We start from the raw sequence: 18713 nt of genomic DNA, 5'->3' as shown, positions 1-18713 counted from the left end.
CCGTCACGGCGCGCTTTCAGCGAACTCTCAGGAAGTCCTCACTTGAAACTGCCGAGGAAGCTCTTCAGGATCGGGCCGGCGGTGTGCGAGCCGGACTCGCCGCCTTCCACGATGACGGCGAACGCGACGTCACCGCGGTAGCCGGCCATCCAGGCGTTGGTGGTCACCTTGCCGTTCGTGACGACCTCGGCGGTACCTGTCTTGGCAGCGACCGCGCCGTTGCCGGCGAGTACCTTCGCCGTACCGCCGGTGACCGTGGTGCGCATGAACGTCCGCAGCGCCGCGACAGTTGCCGCGGGCAACGGGGAGGCCGCCGCGCCGGCGGCGTCCTTGCCCGGTACGAGCACCGGCTTCATCGCCGTACCGTGGTCGACCGTCGCGGCGACCAGCGCGATCGCCAGCGGGCTCGCGGTGACCGTGCCCTGGCCGATCATCGACGCGGCCTCTTCGACGTCGTCCTTGGGCGCGGGCACCTGGCCGCCGTACGCCGAGAGCGACAGGTTGAGGTCCCGCCCGATCCCGAACATCGCCGCGGCCTTCGTCATGCCGTCCTTCGGCAGCCGCGCGTGCTGCGAGATGAACGCGGTGTTGCAGGACTGGTTGAACGCCTGCTGCATCGTGCCGTTGCCGTACGCCGCCAGCGCGTCGTAGTTCTTGAACGTCTTGCCGAACACGTTGATCGTGTCCGTGCACGGCAGCGGCGTCGCCGCGGTCAGCCCGCTGCCCAGGAGCGCCGCCGAGGTGACGATCTTGAACGTCGAGCCCGGCGCGTAGCGGCCCTGGAAGGCGCGGTTGTAGCTGGCCACCTGCGGACCGTTCGCCGCGGCGAGGATCTGTCCGGTCGACGCCTGGACGGCGACCAGTGACGCCGGCAGCTTGCTGGTCGCCAGCGCGGCCTCGGCGGCCTTCTGCATGTTCGTGTCCAGGGTGGTCTTCACCGGCTTCCCGGCGACGCCCTTCTGGCTGAACACATTCTTGATCGTCAGCTTGGTCTTACCGTCGCGCAGCGCGACCGTGCCGCCCGGTGTACCCGCGAGCTGCTGCTGGAACGCGTACTGCAGGCCGGTCGTGCCGACCTGGTCCTGCGCCGACGCGGTCGGGCCGGCGTTCTTCAGGGTCTCGTCGGTCGCGGTCTTCATGGTGCCGAGGAGCGAGCGGGCGAACGTCGAGGTCGGCGGCAGCGACTGGGTGCCGCCCATGGTCAGGACCCCGGGCAGCTTGCTCATCGTCGGCCGGAGTACCTCCCACTCCTCGGCCCGGATCGTGATCGCGTCGACGAACTGCCCGGCCGGCGCGGCCTTCGCCCGTACGGCGAGCTTCGCGCCGTCGACGTCGAGGTACTTCGTGAACGCGGCGTACGTCGCTGCCGTGGCCTTGGTGCCCGCAGCGACGCCGACGATCACGACCGGCCGGTTCGCGGTCAGGGCGACGCCGTTGCGGTCCAGGACCGAGGCCCGGGCCGGCAGTGCGCGGACCCGCTTGAGGTAGTTGGCGTCGCCGAGGCCGGGGTAGATCGTGTCGCCCGAGGCTTTGACCTTCCAGGCGTCGCCGGTCTTCGCCGCGGTCGCCGTACTGGTCCACTTCATCGCGCCGATCCCGCGCAACTGCGCCTCGACGGCCAGTTCCTGGGTGCAGCTTCCGTCGGTGCACTTCGGGTCGCCCTGCGGGGCGACCGTCACGGTGCTCGCGACCAGCGCGCTGTCGACGTCGTCGAGCCGCTTCGCGAACGCCGTCGGGTTGTCGGTGAGCGCCCCGGCGGCGTCCGGCTTCCCGTTCGGCGCCCACGCCTTCACCCAGGCGTCGGCGAACTGCTTGATGACCGCGCCGGACGCCTGCTGCTCGTCGCTCCCGGACTTACCACCGCCGCCGGACTTGCTGTCCGAACAACCAGCGGTGATCAGCAGACTACTCAGGCAGACGATCGCAGTGGTTCGCTTCACAATCCCAACTCTCGCACGACGACGGATGGACACCGGGGCACAGTCTTCGGCGTGTGGCCACGACACCACGAGGGCGAAACTACTCAACCCACCCAAGTACGACGCGCGTACCCGCTCGGGAGTTGGCGTCAGAGGGTGCGTGAATCGGGAGCGAGATGCTGCGCGAATCGACCCACCCGGATTCTGGAACCGCGTTCCACAGTGGCGTCACCCGGCGTATTCTGCTCCTTTGTGACCCGCCTTGCACTGCACAGCCGCCTGATTCCCGGTACCGAAGAGGCCTACGAGATCGAGCACGCTCGCGTCTGGCCGGAGCTGATCACCGTCATGCACACCGCCGGGATCAGCGACTGGTCGATCTGGCGCAGCGGCCGCGACCTCTTCCACCTGGTGGTGACCGACGACTTCGAGGCCGCCGTCGCGTACCTGCGCAACGACCCGACCGACCAGCGCTGGCAGCAGCACATGAGCCAGTTCGTCGAAGGCTTCGCCGAGAACCCGGAGGGCGTGGCCGGCCAGTCGCTGCGCCACGTCTGGACCATGAGCGAACAGACCGAGTAGATGCCGTACCTGCTGGAGGCTCGCTCGGGTCCGGACAACCTCTGGGCGAGGTTCGAGGAGCCGGACGGCTTCGGCCTGGAGGCCTACGACCTGGTCGCCGACGGGGACGTCGAGCGACTCGGCGGAGTGCCCAGGTTCGTTCGGTCGAACAGTGGCCGGGTCGGTGACCTGGTGTGGACCACCGGGTCGGCGAAGATCGCGTCGCCACGGTTCGTCGACGTGCTCGAGTCGATCGGCGCGACCGGCTACCGGACGTTTCCGGTGGACGTCCGTGGACGCCGGGGAGACGTCATCATCCCCGGGTTCGTCGGCCTCGCGGTGCTCGACGACGACCAGGACAAGGACCTGCGATTCAGCAACGGCGTGCAGTTCTGGTCGTTCCTGGCATCGGACCGGGTCGTGGACGCGCTGCGGGCGGCGGACGTGACCGGGTTTCGGATCAAGCCGGCCTAGCTCATCTCCCAGACCAGGAGTTCGGCGCCGGTCGGGCCTGCGGTGATGCGTTCCCCGTCGGCCGAGGTCAGCCGTACGGCGTCTGCGGTACCGAGCTCGGTGCCTTCGAGGTTCGCCGTACCCGTCGCGACGAAGAGATGCAGGTACGCCGCCGCGGGCAGGGTGATCGAGCCGCCCGAGTCCAGGCGAGCGACCGACATACCGGCGGCGGACTGGTTGAGGCGGATGGCGGTCGACGCAGCGTGCTTGGCGAGGCCGGACGCGACCGGGACGAGCTCGCCAGTGGTGAGGTCGAGCTCGGTCTGTTCGTACGACGGTGGAAGGTCGAGGCGATCGGGCCGGACCCACATCTGCACGTAGTGGACCGGGTCCGGGCCGTCGTTCCACTCCGAGTGCTGGATGCCGGAGCCTGCTGTCATCCGCTGGGCGAGTCCCGGGTGCACCTCGCCGCTGTTCCCCTGCGAGTCACGGTGAGCCAGTGCGCCGCGCAGTACCCAGGTGACGATCTCCAGATCCTGGTGCGGATGCGTGTCGAATCCGGTGCCGGGGGCAACTGTGTCGTCGTTGTGGGCGAGCAGGAAGCCGAACCCGACGTTCGCCGGGTCGTAATGCGGCCCGAACGAGAACGATTGCCGCGAGTCCAGCCACTCGTTCGCGGTCCGGAACCGGTCGTCCGCCCGATGGATATCCACAAGGTCTAGTAATACCCCTTGTGGCCGTCGAGCAGCTCACGCATCGCGTCGAGGTGCCCGACGTGGCGCGCGGTCTCCTCGACCATGTGGATCAGCATCCACCGCAGCGTCGCCTGGGCTGCCTTGAAGTCCGGATGCTTCCCGACGTCGTCGAGCGAGTGCGAGGCGGTGATCTCGTTCGACTGCGCGCACTGCGCCTCGAACGCGTCCAGCAGCTGCGCCAGCGGTACGCCGGTCAGCAGCATGTCGGCGTCGTCGGGCTCCTCCTGGAACTGCGGGTTGTCCGCGTACGACTCGCCCAGGAACAGCACGTTGAACCAGCAGTGCTCGGTCCACCGCATGTGTGACACCAGCCCGGCCGGCGTCATCAGCGGGGAGTCCGGCAGTGTGGCGCGGTACTCGTCGGCCTCGGCCAGTCCTTCCAGCTTCCACCGCACCAGCGCCCGCTGCTGGTCCAGCCAGCCCACCAGCTGCGTCCGCTCATCCGCAACCAGGGGCGGCCTCTCCCGCGAAAGTGTCATGGCGGGAAGGTAGCCAATCCACCCGATCGCCGCAGCGCATTAAAAAACGGACTGCGCCGCTCGGTGGGCGGCGCAGTCCGGTCTAGGGGGTGTCTGATGGTGAGACGTCCGGTCAGCCGGTCGGGTTCCCGTTGTCGGAGCCGAGAGTGGCCTTGATGGACTGGGGCTTGCCGTTGCGGGTGACGGTGAGCGTCACCTGATCGCCCGGGCGGTGCGAACGGACCGCGGCGACCAACGCGTCCCCTGACGCGATCGCCTTACCGTCCACAGCGGTGACAACGTCACCTGACTGCAGACCGGCCTTGTCCGCCGCACCGCCGGACGTAACCTCGCCGAGGCGTGCTCCGTTCGTGAGCCCGTCGGAGGACTGCGCGTCGCCGACCGTCACACCGAGCCGCGCATGAGTGGCCTTGCCCTTGGCCACCAGCTCGTCGACGATCGGCTTGGCCTGGTCGATCGGGATCGCGAACCCCAGGCCGATGTTTCCGCCTTCGGATTGTCCCGATCCGCCGGCGGTTTTGATCGCGCTGTTGATACCGACCACCTGGCCGGCGAGGTCGATGAGGGCGCCGCCGGAGTTCCCCGGATTGATCGCGGCGTCCGTCTGGATTGCTGGGAAGACCGTCGTACTGTCCTGCTGCTCGTCGCCCGACGTCACCGGGCGGTCCAGCGCCGAGACGATGCCGCTGGTCACGGTCGCCTCCAGGCCGAACGGCGAGCCGATCGCCACCACGCCCTGCCCGACCGCGAGCTTTCCGCTCTGGCCGAGCGTCGCCGGGGTCAGGTCGGTCGCCTCGGCGTGGATCACCGCGAGGTCCGTCAGGGGGTCGGTGCCCTTGATCGTGGCCGATACAGTGCGGCCGTCGTTCAGCATCACGGAGATCGTCGCGCCCTGCCCGGCGCCGGCGACCACGTGGTTGTTGGTGACGATCAGGCCGTCCTTGCTGATCACGATGCCGGATCCGGTCGCCTCGCCCTGCGAGGTCGCGACCGCGATCTTCACCACGCTCGGGAGCACCTTCGCGGCGGCGCTCTGCACCGAGCCGTCCGGTGCCGACACGGGCGCTGCCTGGTTGCCGTTCAGCGGGGATGTGACCGATGGACTGTTCGTGGTGTGGTCGTTGGTCGCCGAGTAGACGGCCGCGCCGCCGACACCGCTCGCGGCGCCGACCAGCAGCGCGGTGAGCGCCACCGCGGCCAACCCGCCCCGGCGCTTCGGCTTCACCGCGGTGGCGGTGGCCGGCTGCGGTCCGACGGGCCAGTTCGGGCCCGGAGACGTCCCCTGATGCGTCCCCGGCGCCCCGAACTGCGGATAAGTACTCCCACCTGCGGGGTACTGTCCCGGCCGCTGCCCTTGCGGCCCCGAGTCCAGCCGCGGCTGCCCACCTTGCGGCGCGTGCTGCTGCTGCTGATGCTGCCCGTACATCGGCAGCTGCTGCGTCCGCTCCGGCCCCTGCGGTCCCTGTGCATTCTGGCCGGGGGTGTTCTGCGGCTGCTGCGGCTGGTTCTCGGTCATGGCAAGTACTTTGTCGGCCGGACCTGAGAGGCCCCTGAAGATCCCCTCGGAGTGACCGAAGAACTCCATGAAGATCCTCTGAAGGACCTATCAGCAAACGATCAGCGGGTCTGGGTGGCCGCGTGTGGCAGCCAGAGGGTGAACTGCGCACCGGCTCCTGGCACGTTGCGGGCGTAGATCATGCCGCCGTGCTGCTCCGCTGCGTGCTTCACGATCGCCAGGCCCAGGCCCGATCCAGGACGGCTACGGGCCTCACTGGAGCGGTAGAAGCGGTCGAACACGTGGGGCAGGTCCGCCTCGGCGATCCCCGGCCCGGAGTCGGTCACAGTCAGTACGCCGTCCAGCAGCCGGACCGTCACGCGTCCGACCGGCTGTCCGTCGCTGCGCTGCTCCGTACCTTCAGGAATGCTGTACTTCGCCGCGTTGTCGAGCAGGTTCGTGACGGCACGTCCGAGCAGCCGCTCGTCACCCCAGACCGGGAACGGCGCAAGTTGGACGTCCCACGCCAGCCCTGGTGCGCGTCGCCGTACCTTGATGACGGCGTCCTCGACCACGTTGGACAGCTCGATCAGCTCCGCGTTCCGCACCTGCGGGGTGTCGCGGGCCAGTTCGGTCAGGTCGCCGATCAGCTGTGTCAGCTCGTCCATCTGGGCGCGTACGTCGTCCAGCAGCTGCTGCCTGTCCTCGGAGCGGAGGCCGCCGCGCTTGTCGGCCTGGGCGAGCAGGTCCAGGTTCGTGCGGACGCTGGTGAGCGGCGTACGCAGCTCGTGACCCGCGTCGCCCACGAGCCGGCGCTGCCGGTCGCGGGACTGCGCGAGCGCGCCCAGCATCGCGTTGAACGCCATCGCCAGCCGGGAGATCTCGTCTGTCCCCGTCACCGGGATCGGTTTCAGGTCCTCGGTCCGTGCGACGTGTTCCGCCGCTCCTGTCAGCCGCGCCAGCGGTCGCAGACCGGACCGCGCGACGGCGTTACCCGCGAGCGCTGCGCCGATCACGCCGATCAGTCCGAACGCCCACAGCACGATCCCCAGGTTGTGCAGCGTCTGATCGATCGGCCCCAACGACTGCGCCACAACCAGCGCGCCGGGTTGGTACAGATCGTCGTCGTAGTTGCAGGGCTCGCGAACCGGGCAGTATCGAGCGGGTACGGCGATCACGCGGAAATGCGAGCCGCCGTTGCGTACGCCGACGGTTCGCAGGCTGGCCTGGTCGCCTTGGTTCTGGGCGATCTGGAGCTCGTCGTCACCCATCGGCGGCAGCGGACTGTTCACCGGCGCGTACTTGTCGCCGGTCGCGCTCAGCACTCCGACGCGGATGTCGCTGAGGCCGAAGGCGTCGGCGGAGGCCTTCTGCAGGTTGTCGAGGTTGGTCAGGACGCCCTTCTGCGCGGCCTGCCCGGCCCGCTGGATCAGGCTGTTGTCCAGGTTCTGGTACATCTGCTGGCGCACGGTGATGTACGCCGCGACGCTCACGATCGCCACCGCGAGGCCGACCGCGACCGCCGCGAGCAGTGTCACGCGGGCATGCAGCGTGAGCTTGTGGAGCGTCTCGTTCCACCAGGTCTGGGTCCGGGCAGCGGTCGCCGCGACGCGGTTGCCGTTGCTACTGGCAACGGGCCGCTCGGATTGCGTCGGCTGCTGCTGCGATTGCTGCGGACGGTCGGCGTACGAGGGGAACTGCTCGGGGTGTTGCTCACTCACGGCGGAGTGTCCCTCAGCACGTACCCGATGCCGCGGACGGTGTGGATCAGGCGAGGCAGCCCGTTGACCTCGGTCTTGCGGCGCAGATAGCCGACGTAGACCTCGAGCGAGTTCGCGGTGGTGGGGAAGTCGTAGCCCCAGACGGCGTCCAGGATGACCGCGCGCTCCAGCACCCGGCGCGGGTTGCGGATCAGCAGCTCGAGCAGCGAGAACTCGGTCCGGGTGAGCTGGATCGCCACGTCGCCGCGGTGCACCTCGTGCGCGTCGACGTCGACCACGAGGTCGGCGTACTGCAGCACCTCGCCGCGCTGGCCGCCCTCGCCGGGGGTGCTGCTGCGGCGCAGCAGGGCGCGCAGCCGGGCCAGCAGCTCCTCCAGCGCGAAGGGCTTGGTCAGGTAGTCGTCGCCGCCGGCGTCCAGGCCGTCCACCCGGTCCGCGACCGCGTCCCGCGCGGTGAGCACCAGGATCGGCACATTGTTGCCCGCGGCCCGCAAGGCCTTGGTGGTCTCCAGCCCGTCCAGCCGCGGCATCATCACGTCCATCACCACGACGTCCGGCTCGACGTTGCCGATCACCGCGAGCGCCTCGGCGCCGTCGGACGCGGTCACCACCTCGAAGTCGTTGAACTCCAGCGAACGGCGCAACGAGTCCCGGACCGCCCGGTCGTCGTCCACCACCAGTACCCGCATCGTCTGCCCCGCTCCGCTCGAAGTTCCGTCACCGAGACTAGGTCGCTTCTGTGAGAATCGCCTGAGAACCCGCTGATCGCTCGCACAACACCTCGTCCACACCTTAAGTTGCCTGACGTGGACGTCCTCGAATTCACGCCCGAGCCCGCCGACTTCGCCTGGACCTTCGGTGGGGTGCCTCCGGTACGCCGGGTCAAGCCCGGTACCGCCCTCCGCCTGTGGACCGAGGACGCGTTCGCCGGGAGCCTCCGTAGTACGGCGGACCTTGCGAGCGCCTCGCTGACGATGCCGTTCGTCAACCCGCAGACCGGACCGTTCTACGTCGAGGGCGCCGAGCCGGGCGACACGCTGGTCCTGCACTTCGTCGAGCTGACCCCGGCCCGGAGCTGGGGCGCGTCGGCGACCATCCCGTTCTTCGGTGGCCTGACCAGCACCGACCGGACCGCGACGCTGCAGGACCCGTTGCCGGAGCGGACCTGGATCTACGAGGTGGACAGCGCTCGCCAGACGGTCGGGTTCCAGGCGCAGGGGAGTGAGTTGGAGATCGCACTGCCGCTCGAGCCGATGCTCGGCACGGTCGGGGTCGCTCCGGCCGGCGGTGAGGTCCGCTCGGCGCTGGTGCCGGACACGTTCGGCGGCAACATGGACACACCGGAGATGCGGGCCGGAACCACCTGCTACCTGAACGTCAACGTCGAGGGCGCTTTGTTCTCGGTCGGCGACGGCCACTACCGGCAGGGCGAGGGCGAGTCCTGCGGCACCGCGGTCGAGGGTGCGATGAACGTCGTACTGATCGTCGAGCTGCTCAAGACGCCCGGACCGGTCTGGCCGCGGTTGGAGAACGACGAGTACCTGGCCGTGGTTGGGTCGAGCCGGCCGCTCGAGGACGCGTGGCGGGCCGGTCAGGTGGACATGGTGCGCTGGCTCGGCGACCTGTACGGACTGGACAAGCTGGACGCGTACCAGCTGCTCAGCCAGGTCAGCGAGGTCCCGCTGGCGAACGTGGTCGACGCCAACTACAGCGTGGTCACCAAGATCCCGAAGCGCCTACTCCCACAGGTCACGGCGTACGACGGCATCCACCAGCACCTGCGCTCAGCTGAATTGGGGTAGGACGTCCTCCGCGTACCGGTGTAGCGGCTCGTGGTCGTAGGCAACGCCTGGGATGTACGAGATCACGTAGTCGATGCCTGCCTCTGCCAACTGCTCCACGTGTTCGCTGAGCTGCTTCGTCGTGACCACCTCGGCCAGCACATGGGACGTCCCGCCGGAGCCGATCTCCAGGAACTCTTCCAGGCTGTACCGTCCACGTGCCTTGGCTGTCGCGGCCACCGGGTCTGCACCGGCTTCGATCGGGAAGACGTTCAGGCTGGTCGACTTGATGATCTCGTCGTAGTCGCGGCCGACCTCCTCGCAGTGCTTGCGGAGGATCGCCAGCTTCTGCTTGATGACGTCGACCTGTCCGGTGCCGAAGTTGCAGGCGTCGCCGTACTTTGCAACTAGTCGCAATGTGACGCGTTCACCCCCGCCACCGATCCAGAGCTTCGGTTTGCGCCGCGGGACGACGTACGGCTTGTCGACCGAGTGGTACTGGCCCTGGAACACCACGTCGTCCTCGGTCCACAGCCGGTGCAGCAGCTCGACCGACTCGACGAACGAGCCCATCCGCTCCTTTTGGCTCGTCCACGGATAGCCGTACGCCTTCCACTCGTGCTCCGACCAGCCGGCACCGATTCCGGCGTACATGCGGCCGTGGCTGGCGACGTCGACGGTGGCGGCCATCTTGGCGAACAGGGCCGGGTTGCGGTACCCGTTGCAGCCGACCAGCTGGCCCAGGTTCACTCTCGACGTGTCACGCGCCAGCGCGGCCGTGGTCGTCCACATCTCGAAGACCGTCTCGCGGGCGGGCTCCGGGACGGTGTGGAAGTGGTCGAAGAGCCAGATCGAGTCCCACGGACCTGCGTCGGCTGCCTTGGCTACTGCAGTCATGGCCTCCCACTGCTCGACCGGGTCGTCCAACTCGACCAGATCCATCCGCCAGCCTTGTGGAACGAACACGCCGAACTTCATGCAGTCCTCCTCGAGATAGCGACCCCGGCCAGGCACAGAGCGCCACCGGCCAGCGCCAGCACAGTCGGAGCCTCCCCGAGCAGCAGCCAGGCCAGCACGATCGCGACAACCGGCACCGCGTACACCGTGACCCCCATCCGTCCAGCACTCGTACGCCGGAGCGCAAAGGCCCACGTGGTGAAGCCGAGCGCGGTCGGGAACGCTGCCAGGTAGACGATCCACCAGATGGTCGAGGCGTCGGCGGAGCGGACCTCGTCGACCAGTGTGGGCGCGAACGGCAGGCAGACGACCGCTCCGATCGTGCAGGCGAGCCAAGTGACTTCAGCGGCAGGTAGTCGGCTCAGGAGTGGCTTCTGGGTGACCACGCCAACCGCGTACGAGATCGCGGCGATCACGCAGAGCACGACACCCCACGTCTCGGCGCGGCCGCTCGAGGTCGACGTACCGATCACGACGATGCCGGCGAACGCGACCAGGCCGCCGATCACCAGCTGCCGCGGGAAGCCTTCACCGAGACCGACTCCGGCGAGTACGGCGATCAGCAGCGGGGCGATGTGCACGAGCATGGCGGCCGTTCCGGCGTCGAGCCGCCGCTCGGCCTCGTTGAGCGCCACGTTGTAGACGCCGAACCAGAGCACGCCACATGCGATCAGCGGCAGCCAGTCGCGCTGCGTCGGCCAACGACGTACGGCGGGCTGCGACCGCTTCAGCAGGCGGGCGCCGAGGAAGATGCTGCCCAGCCCGAGCCGGGCCAGCGACAGGGCGCCGGCGGAGACCTCGGTGCCGACATGCCGGATGGCGACGAACGACGACGCCCAGAGGACGACCGTGACGGCGGCGGCGCCGGCCGCGAGACGCGTGGCCCGCGGCGGAGCTTCGGTAAGGGTTGTCACCCTCACTAGAGTAGGAACGAGGATTGCGAAGATCCATGGCAGTTCGGAGCCTAGGAGGCGGTTTTGCTTACCGAAACGAGAAGTCCTGTACTGGATGAGCTCAATACCCGAATCCTGGACGCGTTGAGCGCGGATCCCCGGTTACGGACCACCGAGCTGGCCCGCCGGCTGGGCGTGTCGACGCCGACGGTGCGCGAGCGCGTCGCGCGGCTGGAGGAGTCCGGCGTGATCCGCGGGTACCGCATCGACATCGACCCGGCCGCGCTCGGCCGTCCGGTCGCCGCCTGGGTGCGGCTGCGCCCTGGTCCCAACCAGATCCAGAAGATCATCGAGCTGGCCGGCCGTACGCCGGAGGTCGTCGAGTGCCACCGGATCTCCGGCGAGGACTGCTTCCTGATGCGCGTCCAGGTCGCCGAGATCGCCGCGCTGGAGGACGTGCTGGACAAGTTCCTGGTGCACGGGCAGACCACCAGTTCGTTCGTCGTCTCCACCCCGGTCCCACCACGCAGCGTGCCGCTGTCCGCAGGATGAACCCCAACCACCGCTGAGAGTGGTCTGCATCACTAGTCTGGTGGCGATTTCGTCTCCGGAAGGACCTGGACCATGGCTGCCGACAAGTCTGTCCGCAGAGTTGCCCTGCTCACCGCCGGCGGGCTCGCGCCCTGCCTGTCGTCCGCCGTCGGCGGGCTGATCGAGCGCTACACCGAAGTGGCGCCCGACGTGGAGATCATCGCCTACCTGAACGGGTACCACGGCCTGCTCAGCGGCCGGTTCCTGACCGTGACGCCGGACGTGCGGGAGAAGGCGTCGGTGCTGCACAAGTTCGGCGGCAGCCCGATCGGTAACAGCCGGGTGAAGCTGACCAACACCGCCGACCTGGTCAAGCGCGGCCTGATCCAGGACGGGCAGAACGCCCTCCAGGTCGCGGCCGAGCGGCTTGTCGCGGACGGTGTCGACGTACTGCACACCATCGGCGGTGACGACACCAACACGACCGCTGCCGACCTCGCGGCGTACCTGCACGAGCACGACTACGACCTGACCGTGGTCGGCCTGCCGAAGACCATCGACAACGATGTGATCCCGATCCGGCAGAGCCTGGGCGCGTGGACCGCGGCCGAGCAGGGCGCGCTGTTCGCCCGCAACATCATCGCCGAGCACACCTCGAACCCGCGGATGCTGATCGTCCACGAGGTGATGGGGCGGAACTGCGGCTGGTTGACGGCGGCAACGGCTGAGGCCTACCAGCAGTGGGTCGACGGGCAGGAGTGGAACCCGGGCATCGGCCTGGACAAGGCCGGCTGGTCGGTGCACGCGGTCTACGTGCCAGAGGCAACGATCGACCTGGACGCCGAGGCCGAGCGGCTGCGGAAGGTCATGGACGAGGAGGACTGCGTCAATATCTTCCTGTCCGAGGGCGCCGGCGTACCGTCGATCGTGGCCGAGATGGAGGCCCGTGGCGAGGAGGTCGGCCGGGACCCGTTCGGGCACGTCAAGCTCGACACCATCAACCCGGGCGCGTGGTTCGCGAAGCAGTTCGCCGAGCGGATCGGCGCGGAGAAGACGATGGTGCAGAAGAGCGGGTACTTCAGCCGCTCCGCCGCGGCCAACGACCGCGACCTCGCGCTGATCAAGGAGTGCACCGACTACGCGGTCGACGCGGCGCTGCGCGGTGAGTCCGGCGTCGTCGGCCACGACGAGGAGCGCGGCGACGAACTGCGCGCGATCGAGTTCCCGCGGATCGCCGGCGGCAAGGAGTTCGACCCGACCGCCGACTGGTTCGTGACGCTGAAGTCGGAGATCGGTCAGGCCTGAGGCTTGTCGCGGAGGCGGTCGACCCACTGGTCGGCCGCCTTCTCGATCTGGGTGAGGACGTCGTCGAAGCCGTCGTCCTCGCCGTAGTACGGATCGGGTACGTCGTCGCGCGCGAACAACTGCGCGTCGGTACCGCTCAGCTCCGACAGGTGTCCCGAGTCCATCGCGAGGATGAGATCCCGGTCCCAGGTCCGCTGGAAGTGACGGGCCCGATGCGTGCTGCCGTCGTACCCGCGGCGCCGGAGGGCGGCCGCCGCGCGTGGGTCCATCCGGTCGCCGACGTGCCAGCCGCCGGTGCCCGAGCTGGTCACCTCGACGTCGCCGAGGCCGGCCTCGGCGAGCTTGGCACGCAGCACCACCTCGCCCATCGGCGATCGGCAGATGTTCCCGCTGCAGACGATCTCGACGTGCACTAGTGCACTTCGGCCTTCTCCGGCAGGACGGCGTTGAGGATCATGCCGACGACGCTGATGATCAGGGCGCCGAAGAGCGCGGACCAGAAGTCGTCGACGTGGAACTGGACGTCGAGCTTGCCGGTGATCCAGGACGTCAGCAGCAGCATCGCCGCGTTGATCACGAAGGTCAGCAGACCCAGGGTGAGGATCAGCAGCGGGAAGGACAGCACCTTCACCACGGGCTTCACGATCGCGTTCACGACGCCGAAGATCGCGGCCACGATCAGCAGCGTCAGCACGCGCTTGCCGGTGGTCGCGCCCTGCAGGGTGATTCCGGAGACGATCCAGCTCGCCGCCGCCAACGCGATCGCGTTGACCAGCAGCCTGATGATCAAGTTCTTCATGCCGTCGATCCTCCCACCCAACGGGTAACACCACTCTCGGTACGCGCCCTGATCCGTCCCTGACTCTTGACAGGGAAAATGACCAAGTGATCTGATCATTTTCATGTCACGACGTAGAGGGCTGCTTTTCGCGTTGTCCCTGACGGCTGCGGGCCTGAGTGTGCCCGTGGTCCCGGCGGCCGCCTCCACCTGTGGCGCCGTCCAGACGGACTGGACCGCCCAGTCGACTCCACATGCCGCGCCCGAGGGGTTGCTCAACGCCTACAGCAATACCGGGAAGGGCTGGACGGGTGCGGACAGCACCTACTCCGTGCCGCTCCCCGGTGGCCGTACGGCGTGGGTCTTCTCCGACACGTTCCTCGGCCCGGTGAACCCGGACGGCACCCGTCCGACCACCACGCCGTTCATCAACAACTCGTTCGTGATCCAGCAGGGCACGAAGCTGAAGACGGTCACCGGCGGTACGGCGACCAACCCGACGGCACTCGTTCCGCCGCCGTCCAACGGCTGGTACTGGTTCGGGGCAGCTCAGACCAGCCACGCCGGCCGTGACCTCGACGTGGTCGCGCTGCGCTTCGAGAAGACCGGGACGGGCCAGTGGGACTGGCGCTGGGCCAGCAACTATCTGGCTCGCTTCGACACCAAGACCTTCAAGCTCAAGAGCCTCACGCCCATTCCGTCGAGTGCGAACGTGCAGTGGTCCGGCTGGCTGTTGCGGGACCGCGGGTACACGTACGTCTACGGCGTCGAGGACCTGGGCGCAGCGAAGTACCAGCACGTCGCCCGGGTTCGTGGCGACGACCTGACCGCGAAGCCGTGGGAGTACTGGACCGGCTCGGGCTGGTCGAGTGACGAGACCGCCTCTGCCCGGCTGCTCCAGGGTGTCGCCAACGAGCACAGTGTGACCCGCTGGAGCGACGGTTACCTGCTCGTCACGCACGACACCAACGAGCTGTTCAGCAAGCGCGTCGTCGGGTACTTCTCGTGCTCCCCGACCGGTCCGTGGGTGAAGCCGGTCGAGCTGTACCAGACCCCCGAGACGGGCGGGAACATCATCACGTACAACTCCCACGACCACCCGGACCTGCGTCGCGGTACTTCGCTGCTGGTGAGCTACAACGTCAACAGCCTGGTCAGCGACGAGCTGTACGGCGATGTGAGCATCTACCGCCCGCGGTTTGTCTCGGTCACGCTGGCGGCTGCCAAGTGAACACCACGGGAGGCGTCGTACGGCGTAGTCTGCTGGACGATCTGGCGACGTCGATGCTCGCCTTGATCGCGGAGCGGAAGCTGGCGCCGGGTGATCAGTTCGAGGCCGTGCGGTCGCTGGCGGAGCGGTTCAAGGTCGCCGTACCCACTGTGCGGGAGGCGCTGCGCCGACTGGAGGCGACCGGAGCTGTCGAGCTCCGGCACGGCTCTGGGGTGTACGTCGGTCCGAACGTCGGCCGGCTGGTCCTGGCCAACCCCCTGGCGCTGGCACCGAGTCCGGACCGCTTGGTAGAGCTCCTGCAGGCACGTGCCCTCATCGAGCCGCCTGTTGCCGCACTGGCGGCTCAGACGCGTGTGGAGGCCGCGCTGGAGCAGATGGCCAAGGACCTGGACACTGCGACCGAGCTGATTGCTTCCGGCGATCATGCGCAACTGGCCGAAGTGAACATGGACTTCCACCGCTCACTGGCACAGGCGTCCGGCAACTCGACGCTGGCCGAGGTGGTCGAGTCGGTCACGGTCGTGAACGTCCGGGAGCAACTGGAGATCCTGCACATCCACGGCGACCGGCAGGCCGACCTGGACGAGCACCGCGCGATCTACGACGCGGTCAGGTCCGGCGACCCGGACCTGGCCGAACTGCTCACCCGCGAGCACCTGGACGGCGTACTGGCCGTCATCAACGAACGACTGGCAGTGCCGTGAGGCGGGGCCCCTTCGGCGCTTGCGGCGCCCAGGCACGCACCTCGCGGCACTTGAGCAGCGCCCACGATGCTCCGCATCGAGGCCACTACTCAAGCACCCCGATGCACGCACCTGAACACCGCAATCGCTCGAAGTAGCCCCGCCTCACGGCACTAGCATCCCTGAGCTGGAAGGACGCATCAATGCAACGCAAGACCAATCGGAAGGCGCTGGCTGCCCTGGTGATCGCCGGCGCGCTCGCACTGTCCGCCTGTGGAGGTGGCGGGGCCGCTGCCCCGAAGAAGGGTGAGGACAAGCCGGTCGACTCGCTGAAGTTCTACAACGACAAGGGTGGCTGGAAGGACGCGTTCACCCAGGTCGGGGCGGCCAGCAAGAAGGACGTCGGCGTCGGCATGGAGCCGGTCGGGTACTCCGACTCGAACACGTACACCGCGTTCATCCGGTCCTCGTTCCGGACCAAGGAGAAGGCCGACCTGTTCACGTGGCACACCGGCAAGGAACTTCAGGACCTGGTGGACCAGAAGCTCGTTGCCGAGACCACCGACCAGTGGACGAAGGCGATTGCTGACGGCAACATCCCCGAGCAGCTCAAGCAGTACTTCACCTACGGCGACAAGCAGTACTGCGTCCCGCTGAACGCCGGCTACTGGGTGATGTACTACAACAAGGCCGTCTTCAAGAAGGCCGGCATCACCCAGACCCCGAAGACCTGGGCCGAGCTGACCCAGGTGGCGGACAAGGTCAAGGCCGCGGGCGTGAAGCCGTTCTACCAGACCAACATCCTGTTCTCGTTCGTCTGGTTCGAGACGCTGCTGGCCGGTAAGGACCCGGACCTGTACGACGCGCTCGCCGCCGGTAAGGCGAAGTACACCGACCCAGGAGTGGTCGAGGTGATGAACGAGTGGAAGAAGATGATCGACGCCGGGTACTTCAGCGACCCGGGCTCGAAGACCGAGCCGCAGGCGCAGCTGAAGAACGGCGACGTCGCGATGATCAACTTCGGCACCTGGTTCAGCGGCAACCTGAACACGCTGAAGATGAAGGCCGGCACCGACTACGACTTCTTCGTGATCCCGAACGTGAACCCGGAACTGCCGAAGACATCGATGATCTTCGAGACCGGACCGGTCTGCTCGGCCGCGGCCAGTGACCACGCGTCGACGGTGAAGAAATGGACCGACTGGTGGGTCACCCCGCAGGCGCAGACCGCGTGGGCGAACTCCCGCGGCGACCTGTCGTTCAACCCGAAGGCCGAGGTCAAGGACCCGGGGCTGGCGAAGCTGAACAAGGACGTCGGCGGTGACGGGTACCGGCTGATCAACCGCTGGTTCGAGGCGACGCCCGTACCGGTTGCGAACAAGGCACTCGAGGTGTTCGGCGCGTTCGTGACCAAGCCGGGTGACCCGATGCCGGGCCTGCAGAAGATCCAGGCCGAGGCGGACGCGTACTGGGCCAAGCAGAAGTGAGCAATCAGGCCCTTGACCGGACGGGGGCGCGCAAGGCGCCCCTGTTCGGCCTACCAGCTGTAGCGGTCGTCGCACTCCTGTTGTACCTGCCGTTCCTGTGGACGACGTACGTCAGCTTCACCGATTACGACGGGCTGGCGTCACCGGTGTGGTCGGGGCTGGCCAACTACAAGGCGATGTTCAGTGACCCCGATCTGATCGGGGCACTCGTCAACACGCTGCTGTGGGTGGTCGGCATGGTGACACTGCCCGTGGCGCTCGGCCTACTGATCGCCGTACTGACCTACGGGCACAAGTGGGGCACGTGGCTGCGGCTGCCGTTCCTGCTGCCCTACGCGATCTCCGGTGTGGCCGTTGGCGTCATCTGGGGCTTCGTACTGCAGCCGGACGGCGCACTGGGCCAGGCACTCGGGTTCTTCGGGCTCCCGGGTGCCCACACCGGCTGGCTGCAGGCAGGTCCCGGCAACACGCTGATGATGATCGTGGCGGTCACCTGGCAGGCGGCGGGTGTGAACGCGCTGCTGTTCGTGGTCGGCCTGCAGTCGATCCCTGCTGAGCCGCTGGAGGCTGCGAGGCTGGACGGCGCGGAGGGGTTCAGCCTGTTCCGCCACCACCTCTGGCCGCAGCTCCGGCCGATCACCACGGTGGTCATCGGGCTCTCGATCGTCGGCAGCCTGAAGACGTTCGACGTGGTCTGGGTGATGACGCAAGGTGGCCCGGGTACGTCGTCCGAGACGCTGGCACTGTCCATGTACAAGGAGACGTTCGTGCTGAACGACTACGGACAGGGCGCCGCGATCGCGCTGTTCCTGAGCCTGGTCACCTTCGCGGCGTCGATCCTCTACCTCCGTTACCAGTTGGGGGATGCTCGTGAACAGGGTTAAGACCGCGCTTCTCGTCGTACTCGGGCTGATCTGGCTTGCGCCGGTCTACCTGCTGGTCGTGAACGCGTCCAAGTCCGTCGACGGGTACGACGCGAAGACCGTGTGGAAGCCGGCCGGGTTCTCGTTGTTCGCGAACTTCGGTGACGCGTGGAGCAAGGCGGCGCTCGGGGACACGTTGGTGGCGACCACGATGTACAGCGTGATCGCGCCGGTGGTCGCGGTGCTGATCGGCTCGGCGGCCGGGTACGCGATCGTCGTACTGCGGTTGAAGCGCGGCTTCGGTTGGTTCGTGTTCATCTTCGGCGGGACGATCTTTCCGCTGCAGATGATCCTGATGCCGTTGTTCTCCGGGTACGCGAACTCCGGGCTGTACGACACCCGGATCGGGATGATCATCGTCTACACCGCGATCAGCGTGCCGTTCTCGGCGTTCGTGATGCGGAACTTCTTCACCGGGATCGCGCGCAGCGTGTTCGAGGCCGCGATCGTCGACGGCGGCGGGCTGTTCCGGATCTTCCGCAGCATCTACCTGCCGATGGCCGGGTCGGCGCTGGCCGCGATCTTCATCCTGCAGGCGACGTTCGTCTGGAACGACCTGCTGCTCGGCCTGACCCTGAGCCAGTCCGACTCGGTCCGCCCGATCATGCCGGCCCTCACCGGCCTGCAGAGCACGTACGGCGGGGCCTCGCTCCCGACCGTGCTGGCAGGCGGCCTGCTCGTCTCGCTGCCCACGGTCATCCTCTTCCTCGCCGCCCAACGCTTCTTCTCCCGGGGCCTCGCCCTGGGCCAGTTCTGAAAGG

20 protein-coding genes are annotated in these 18713 nt (G+C 67.9%); 10 read left to right on the top strand and 10 right to left on the bottom strand.

Features of this window, described 5'->3' with window-relative positions; translation table 11 throughout:
• Positions 1-38: 38 nt before the first annotated feature.
• Positions 39-1940, bottom strand: coding sequence for a penicillin-binding transpeptidase domain-containing protein (locus OHB24_RS09925; protein WP_327638667.1), 1902 nt, complete (start codon positions 1938-1940; stop codon positions 39-41).
• A 231-nt stretch (positions 1941-2171) separates the two neighbouring features.
• Between OHB24_RS09925 and OHB24_RS09920 the strand changes: the two genes are divergently transcribed.
• A complete protein-coding gene (locus tag OHB24_RS09920) occupies positions 2172-2501 on the top strand; it encodes an L-rhamnose mutarotase (RefSeq protein WP_327638666.1) in 330 nt (109 codons plus the stop codon).
• Positions 2502-2954, top strand: a complete 453-nt coding sequence (locus tag OHB24_RS09915; protein WP_327638665.1) for a hypothetical protein — start codon at positions 2502-2504, stop codon at positions 2952-2954.
• On the opposite strand, the gene OHB24_RS09910 is transcribed toward OHB24_RS09915, so the two are convergent.
• From OHB24_RS09910 to OHB24_RS09890, 5 genes are all read right to left on the bottom strand, one after another.
• Positions 2951-3646 carry a pirin family protein gene (locus OHB24_RS09910; protein WP_327638664.1) on the bottom strand — a complete coding sequence of 232 codons (696 nt, stop codon included), beginning with the start codon at positions 3644-3646 and terminating at the stop codon, positions 2951-2953. The two genes, OHB24_RS09915 and OHB24_RS09910, sit on opposite strands and share 4 nt — an antisense overlap.
• 5 nt (positions 3647-3651) lie before the next feature.
• Positions 3652-4167 (bottom strand): DinB family protein, encoded by a 516-nt coding sequence (locus tag OHB24_RS09905; RefSeq protein WP_327638663.1) that lies wholly within the window; start codon positions 4165-4167, stop codon positions 3652-3654.
• A 112-nt stretch (positions 4168-4279) separates the two neighbouring features.
• Positions 4280-5683, bottom strand: a complete 1404-nt coding sequence (locus OHB24_RS09900) for a S1C family serine protease (protein WP_327638662.1) — start codon at positions 5681-5683, stop codon at positions 4280-4282.
• A gap of 101 nt (positions 5684-5784) precedes the next feature.
• Positions 5785-7383: a sensor histidine kinase gene (locus OHB24_RS09895; RefSeq protein ID WP_327638661.1), complete on the bottom strand. Its 1599-nt coding sequence runs from the start codon at positions 7381-7383 to the stop codon at positions 5785-5787.
• The gene (locus OHB24_RS09890) at positions 7380-8072 is read right to left on the bottom strand and encodes a response regulator transcription factor (RefSeq protein ID WP_130388186.1); all 693 of its coding nucleotides are present in this window, start codon (positions 8070-8072) and stop codon (positions 7380-7382) included. The genes OHB24_RS09895 and OHB24_RS09890 overlap by 4 nt, the downstream gene beginning before the upstream one ends.
• 117 nt (positions 8073-8189) lie before the next feature.
• Between OHB24_RS09890 and OHB24_RS09885 the strand changes: the two genes are divergently transcribed.
• The gene (locus OHB24_RS09885) at positions 8190-9185 is read left to right on the top strand and encodes an acetamidase/formamidase family protein (protein WP_327638660.1); all 996 of its coding nucleotides are present in this window, start codon (positions 8190-8192) and stop codon (positions 9183-9185) included.
• On the opposite strand, the gene OHB24_RS09880 is transcribed toward OHB24_RS09885, so the two are convergent.
• Together OHB24_RS09880 and OHB24_RS09875 are read right to left on the bottom strand one after the other, a co-directional pair.
• Entirely contained in the window at positions 9168-10142 is a 975-nt protein-coding gene (locus tag OHB24_RS09880; protein ID WP_327638659.1) for a TIGR03560 family F420-dependent LLM class oxidoreductase, read from the bottom strand. The genes OHB24_RS09885 and OHB24_RS09880 overlap by 18 nt on opposite strands.
• Positions 10139-11035, bottom strand: coding sequence for a DMT family transporter (locus OHB24_RS09875; RefSeq protein WP_327638658.1), 897 nt, complete (start codon positions 11033-11035; stop codon positions 10139-10141). The genes OHB24_RS09880 and OHB24_RS09875 overlap by 4 nt, the downstream gene beginning before the upstream one ends.
• Positions 11036-11098: 63 nt before the next feature.
• Between OHB24_RS09875 and OHB24_RS09870 the strand changes: the two genes are divergently transcribed.
• Complete coding sequence (locus tag OHB24_RS09870) at positions 11099-11566, top strand: Lrp/AsnC family transcriptional regulator (RefSeq protein ID WP_327638657.1); 468 nt, start codon at positions 11099-11101, stop codon at positions 11564-11566.
• A gap of 72 nt (positions 11567-11638) precedes the next feature.
• Complete coding sequence (locus OHB24_RS09865) at positions 11639-12850, top strand: pyrophosphate--fructose-6-phosphate 1-phosphotransferase (protein ID WP_327638656.1); 1212 nt, start codon at positions 11639-11641, stop codon at positions 12848-12850.
• Here OHB24_RS09865 and OHB24_RS09860 read toward each other — a convergent pair.
• Positions 12841-13263, bottom strand: a complete 423-nt coding sequence (locus OHB24_RS09860; RefSeq protein WP_327638655.1) for a low molecular weight protein-tyrosine-phosphatase — start codon at positions 13261-13263, stop codon at positions 12841-12843. The genes OHB24_RS09865 and OHB24_RS09860 overlap by 10 nt on opposite strands.
• Positions 13263-13649 (bottom strand): phage holin family protein, encoded by a 387-nt coding sequence (locus tag OHB24_RS09855; RefSeq protein WP_327638654.1) that lies wholly within the window; start codon positions 13647-13649, stop codon positions 13263-13265. Before OHB24_RS09855 ends, OHB24_RS09860 begins: the two co-directional genes overlap by 1 nt.
• 103 nt (positions 13650-13752) lie before the next feature.
• Between OHB24_RS09855 and OHB24_RS09850 the strand changes: the two genes are divergently transcribed.
• The 5 genes from OHB24_RS09850 to OHB24_RS09830 all read left to right on the top strand — a co-directional run bounded on the left by OHB24_RS09850 (position 13753) and on the right by OHB24_RS09830 (position 18709).
• Entirely contained in the window at positions 13753-14859 is a 1107-nt protein-coding gene (locus tag OHB24_RS09850; RefSeq protein WP_327638652.1) for a DUF4185 domain-containing protein, read from the top strand.
• Positions 14856-15563 carry a FadR/GntR family transcriptional regulator gene (locus tag OHB24_RS09845; protein WP_327638651.1) on the top strand — a complete coding sequence of 236 codons (708 nt, stop codon included), beginning with the start codon at positions 14856-14858 and terminating at the stop codon, positions 15561-15563. The genes OHB24_RS09850 and OHB24_RS09845 overlap by 4 nt, the downstream gene beginning before the upstream one ends.
• 182 nt (positions 15564-15745) lie before the next feature.
• A complete protein-coding gene (locus OHB24_RS09840) occupies positions 15746-17029 on the top strand; it encodes an ABC transporter substrate-binding protein (protein WP_327638650.1) in 1284 nt (427 codons plus the stop codon).
• Positions 17026-17913 carry a carbohydrate ABC transporter permease gene (locus OHB24_RS09835; RefSeq protein WP_134129831.1) on the top strand — a complete coding sequence of 296 codons (888 nt, stop codon included), beginning with the start codon at positions 17026-17028 and terminating at the stop codon, positions 17911-17913. Before OHB24_RS09840 ends, OHB24_RS09835 begins: the two co-directional genes overlap by 4 nt.
• On the top strand, positions 17900-18709 hold the full coding sequence (locus tag OHB24_RS09830) for a carbohydrate ABC transporter permease (protein ID WP_327638649.1): 810 nt from the start codon (positions 17900-17902) through the stop codon (positions 18707-18709). Before OHB24_RS09835 ends, OHB24_RS09830 begins: the two co-directional genes overlap by 14 nt.
• Positions 18710-18713: the final 4 nt, after the last annotated feature.

It is taken from the genome of Kribbella sp. NBC_00482 (assembly GCF_036013725.1).
GTDB lineage: Bacteria > Actinomycetota > Actinomycetes > Propionibacteriales > Kribbellaceae > Kribbella.
This window is presented reverse-complemented; position numbering and strand designations above follow the sequence as displayed.

What these genes read in the sequence shown, in the direction of transcription:
- OHB24_RS09915 (WP_327638665.1), top strand. Translation starts at nt 2,502, where the DNA reads ATGCCGTACCTGCTGGAGGCTCGCTCGGGTCCGGACAACCTCTGGGCG.
- OHB24_RS09855 (WP_327638654.1), bottom strand. Translation starts at nt 13,649, where the DNA reads ATGAAGAACTTGATCATCAGGCTGCTGGTCAACGCGATCGCGTTGGCG.
- OHB24_RS09865 (WP_327638656.1), top strand. Translation starts at nt 11,639, where the DNA reads ATGGCTGCCGACAAGTCTGTCCGCAGAGTTGCCCTGCTCACCGCCGGC.
- OHB24_RS09905 (WP_327638663.1), bottom strand. Translation starts at nt 4,167, where the DNA reads ATGACACTTTCGCGGGAGAGGCCGCCCCTGGTTGCGGATGAGCGGACG.
- OHB24_RS09840 (WP_327638650.1), top strand. Translation starts at nt 15,746, where the DNA reads ATGCAACGCAAGACCAATCGGAAGGCGCTGGCTGCCCTGGTGATCGCC.
- OHB24_RS09880 (WP_327638659.1), bottom strand. Translation starts at nt 10,142, where the DNA reads ATGAAGTTCGGCGTGTTCGTTCCACAAGGCTGGCGGATGGATCTGGTC.
- OHB24_RS09890 (WP_130388186.1), bottom strand. Translation starts at nt 8,072, where the DNA reads ATGCGGGTACTGGTGGTGGACGACGACCGGGCGGTCCGGGACTCGTTG.
- OHB24_RS09850 (WP_327638652.1), top strand. Translation starts at nt 13,753, where the DNA reads ATGTCACGACGTAGAGGGCTGCTTTTCGCGTTGTCCCTGACGGCTGCG.
- OHB24_RS09900 (WP_327638662.1), bottom strand. Translation starts at nt 5,683, where the DNA reads ATGACCGAGAACCAGCCGCAGCAGCCGCAGAACACCCCCGGCCAGAAT.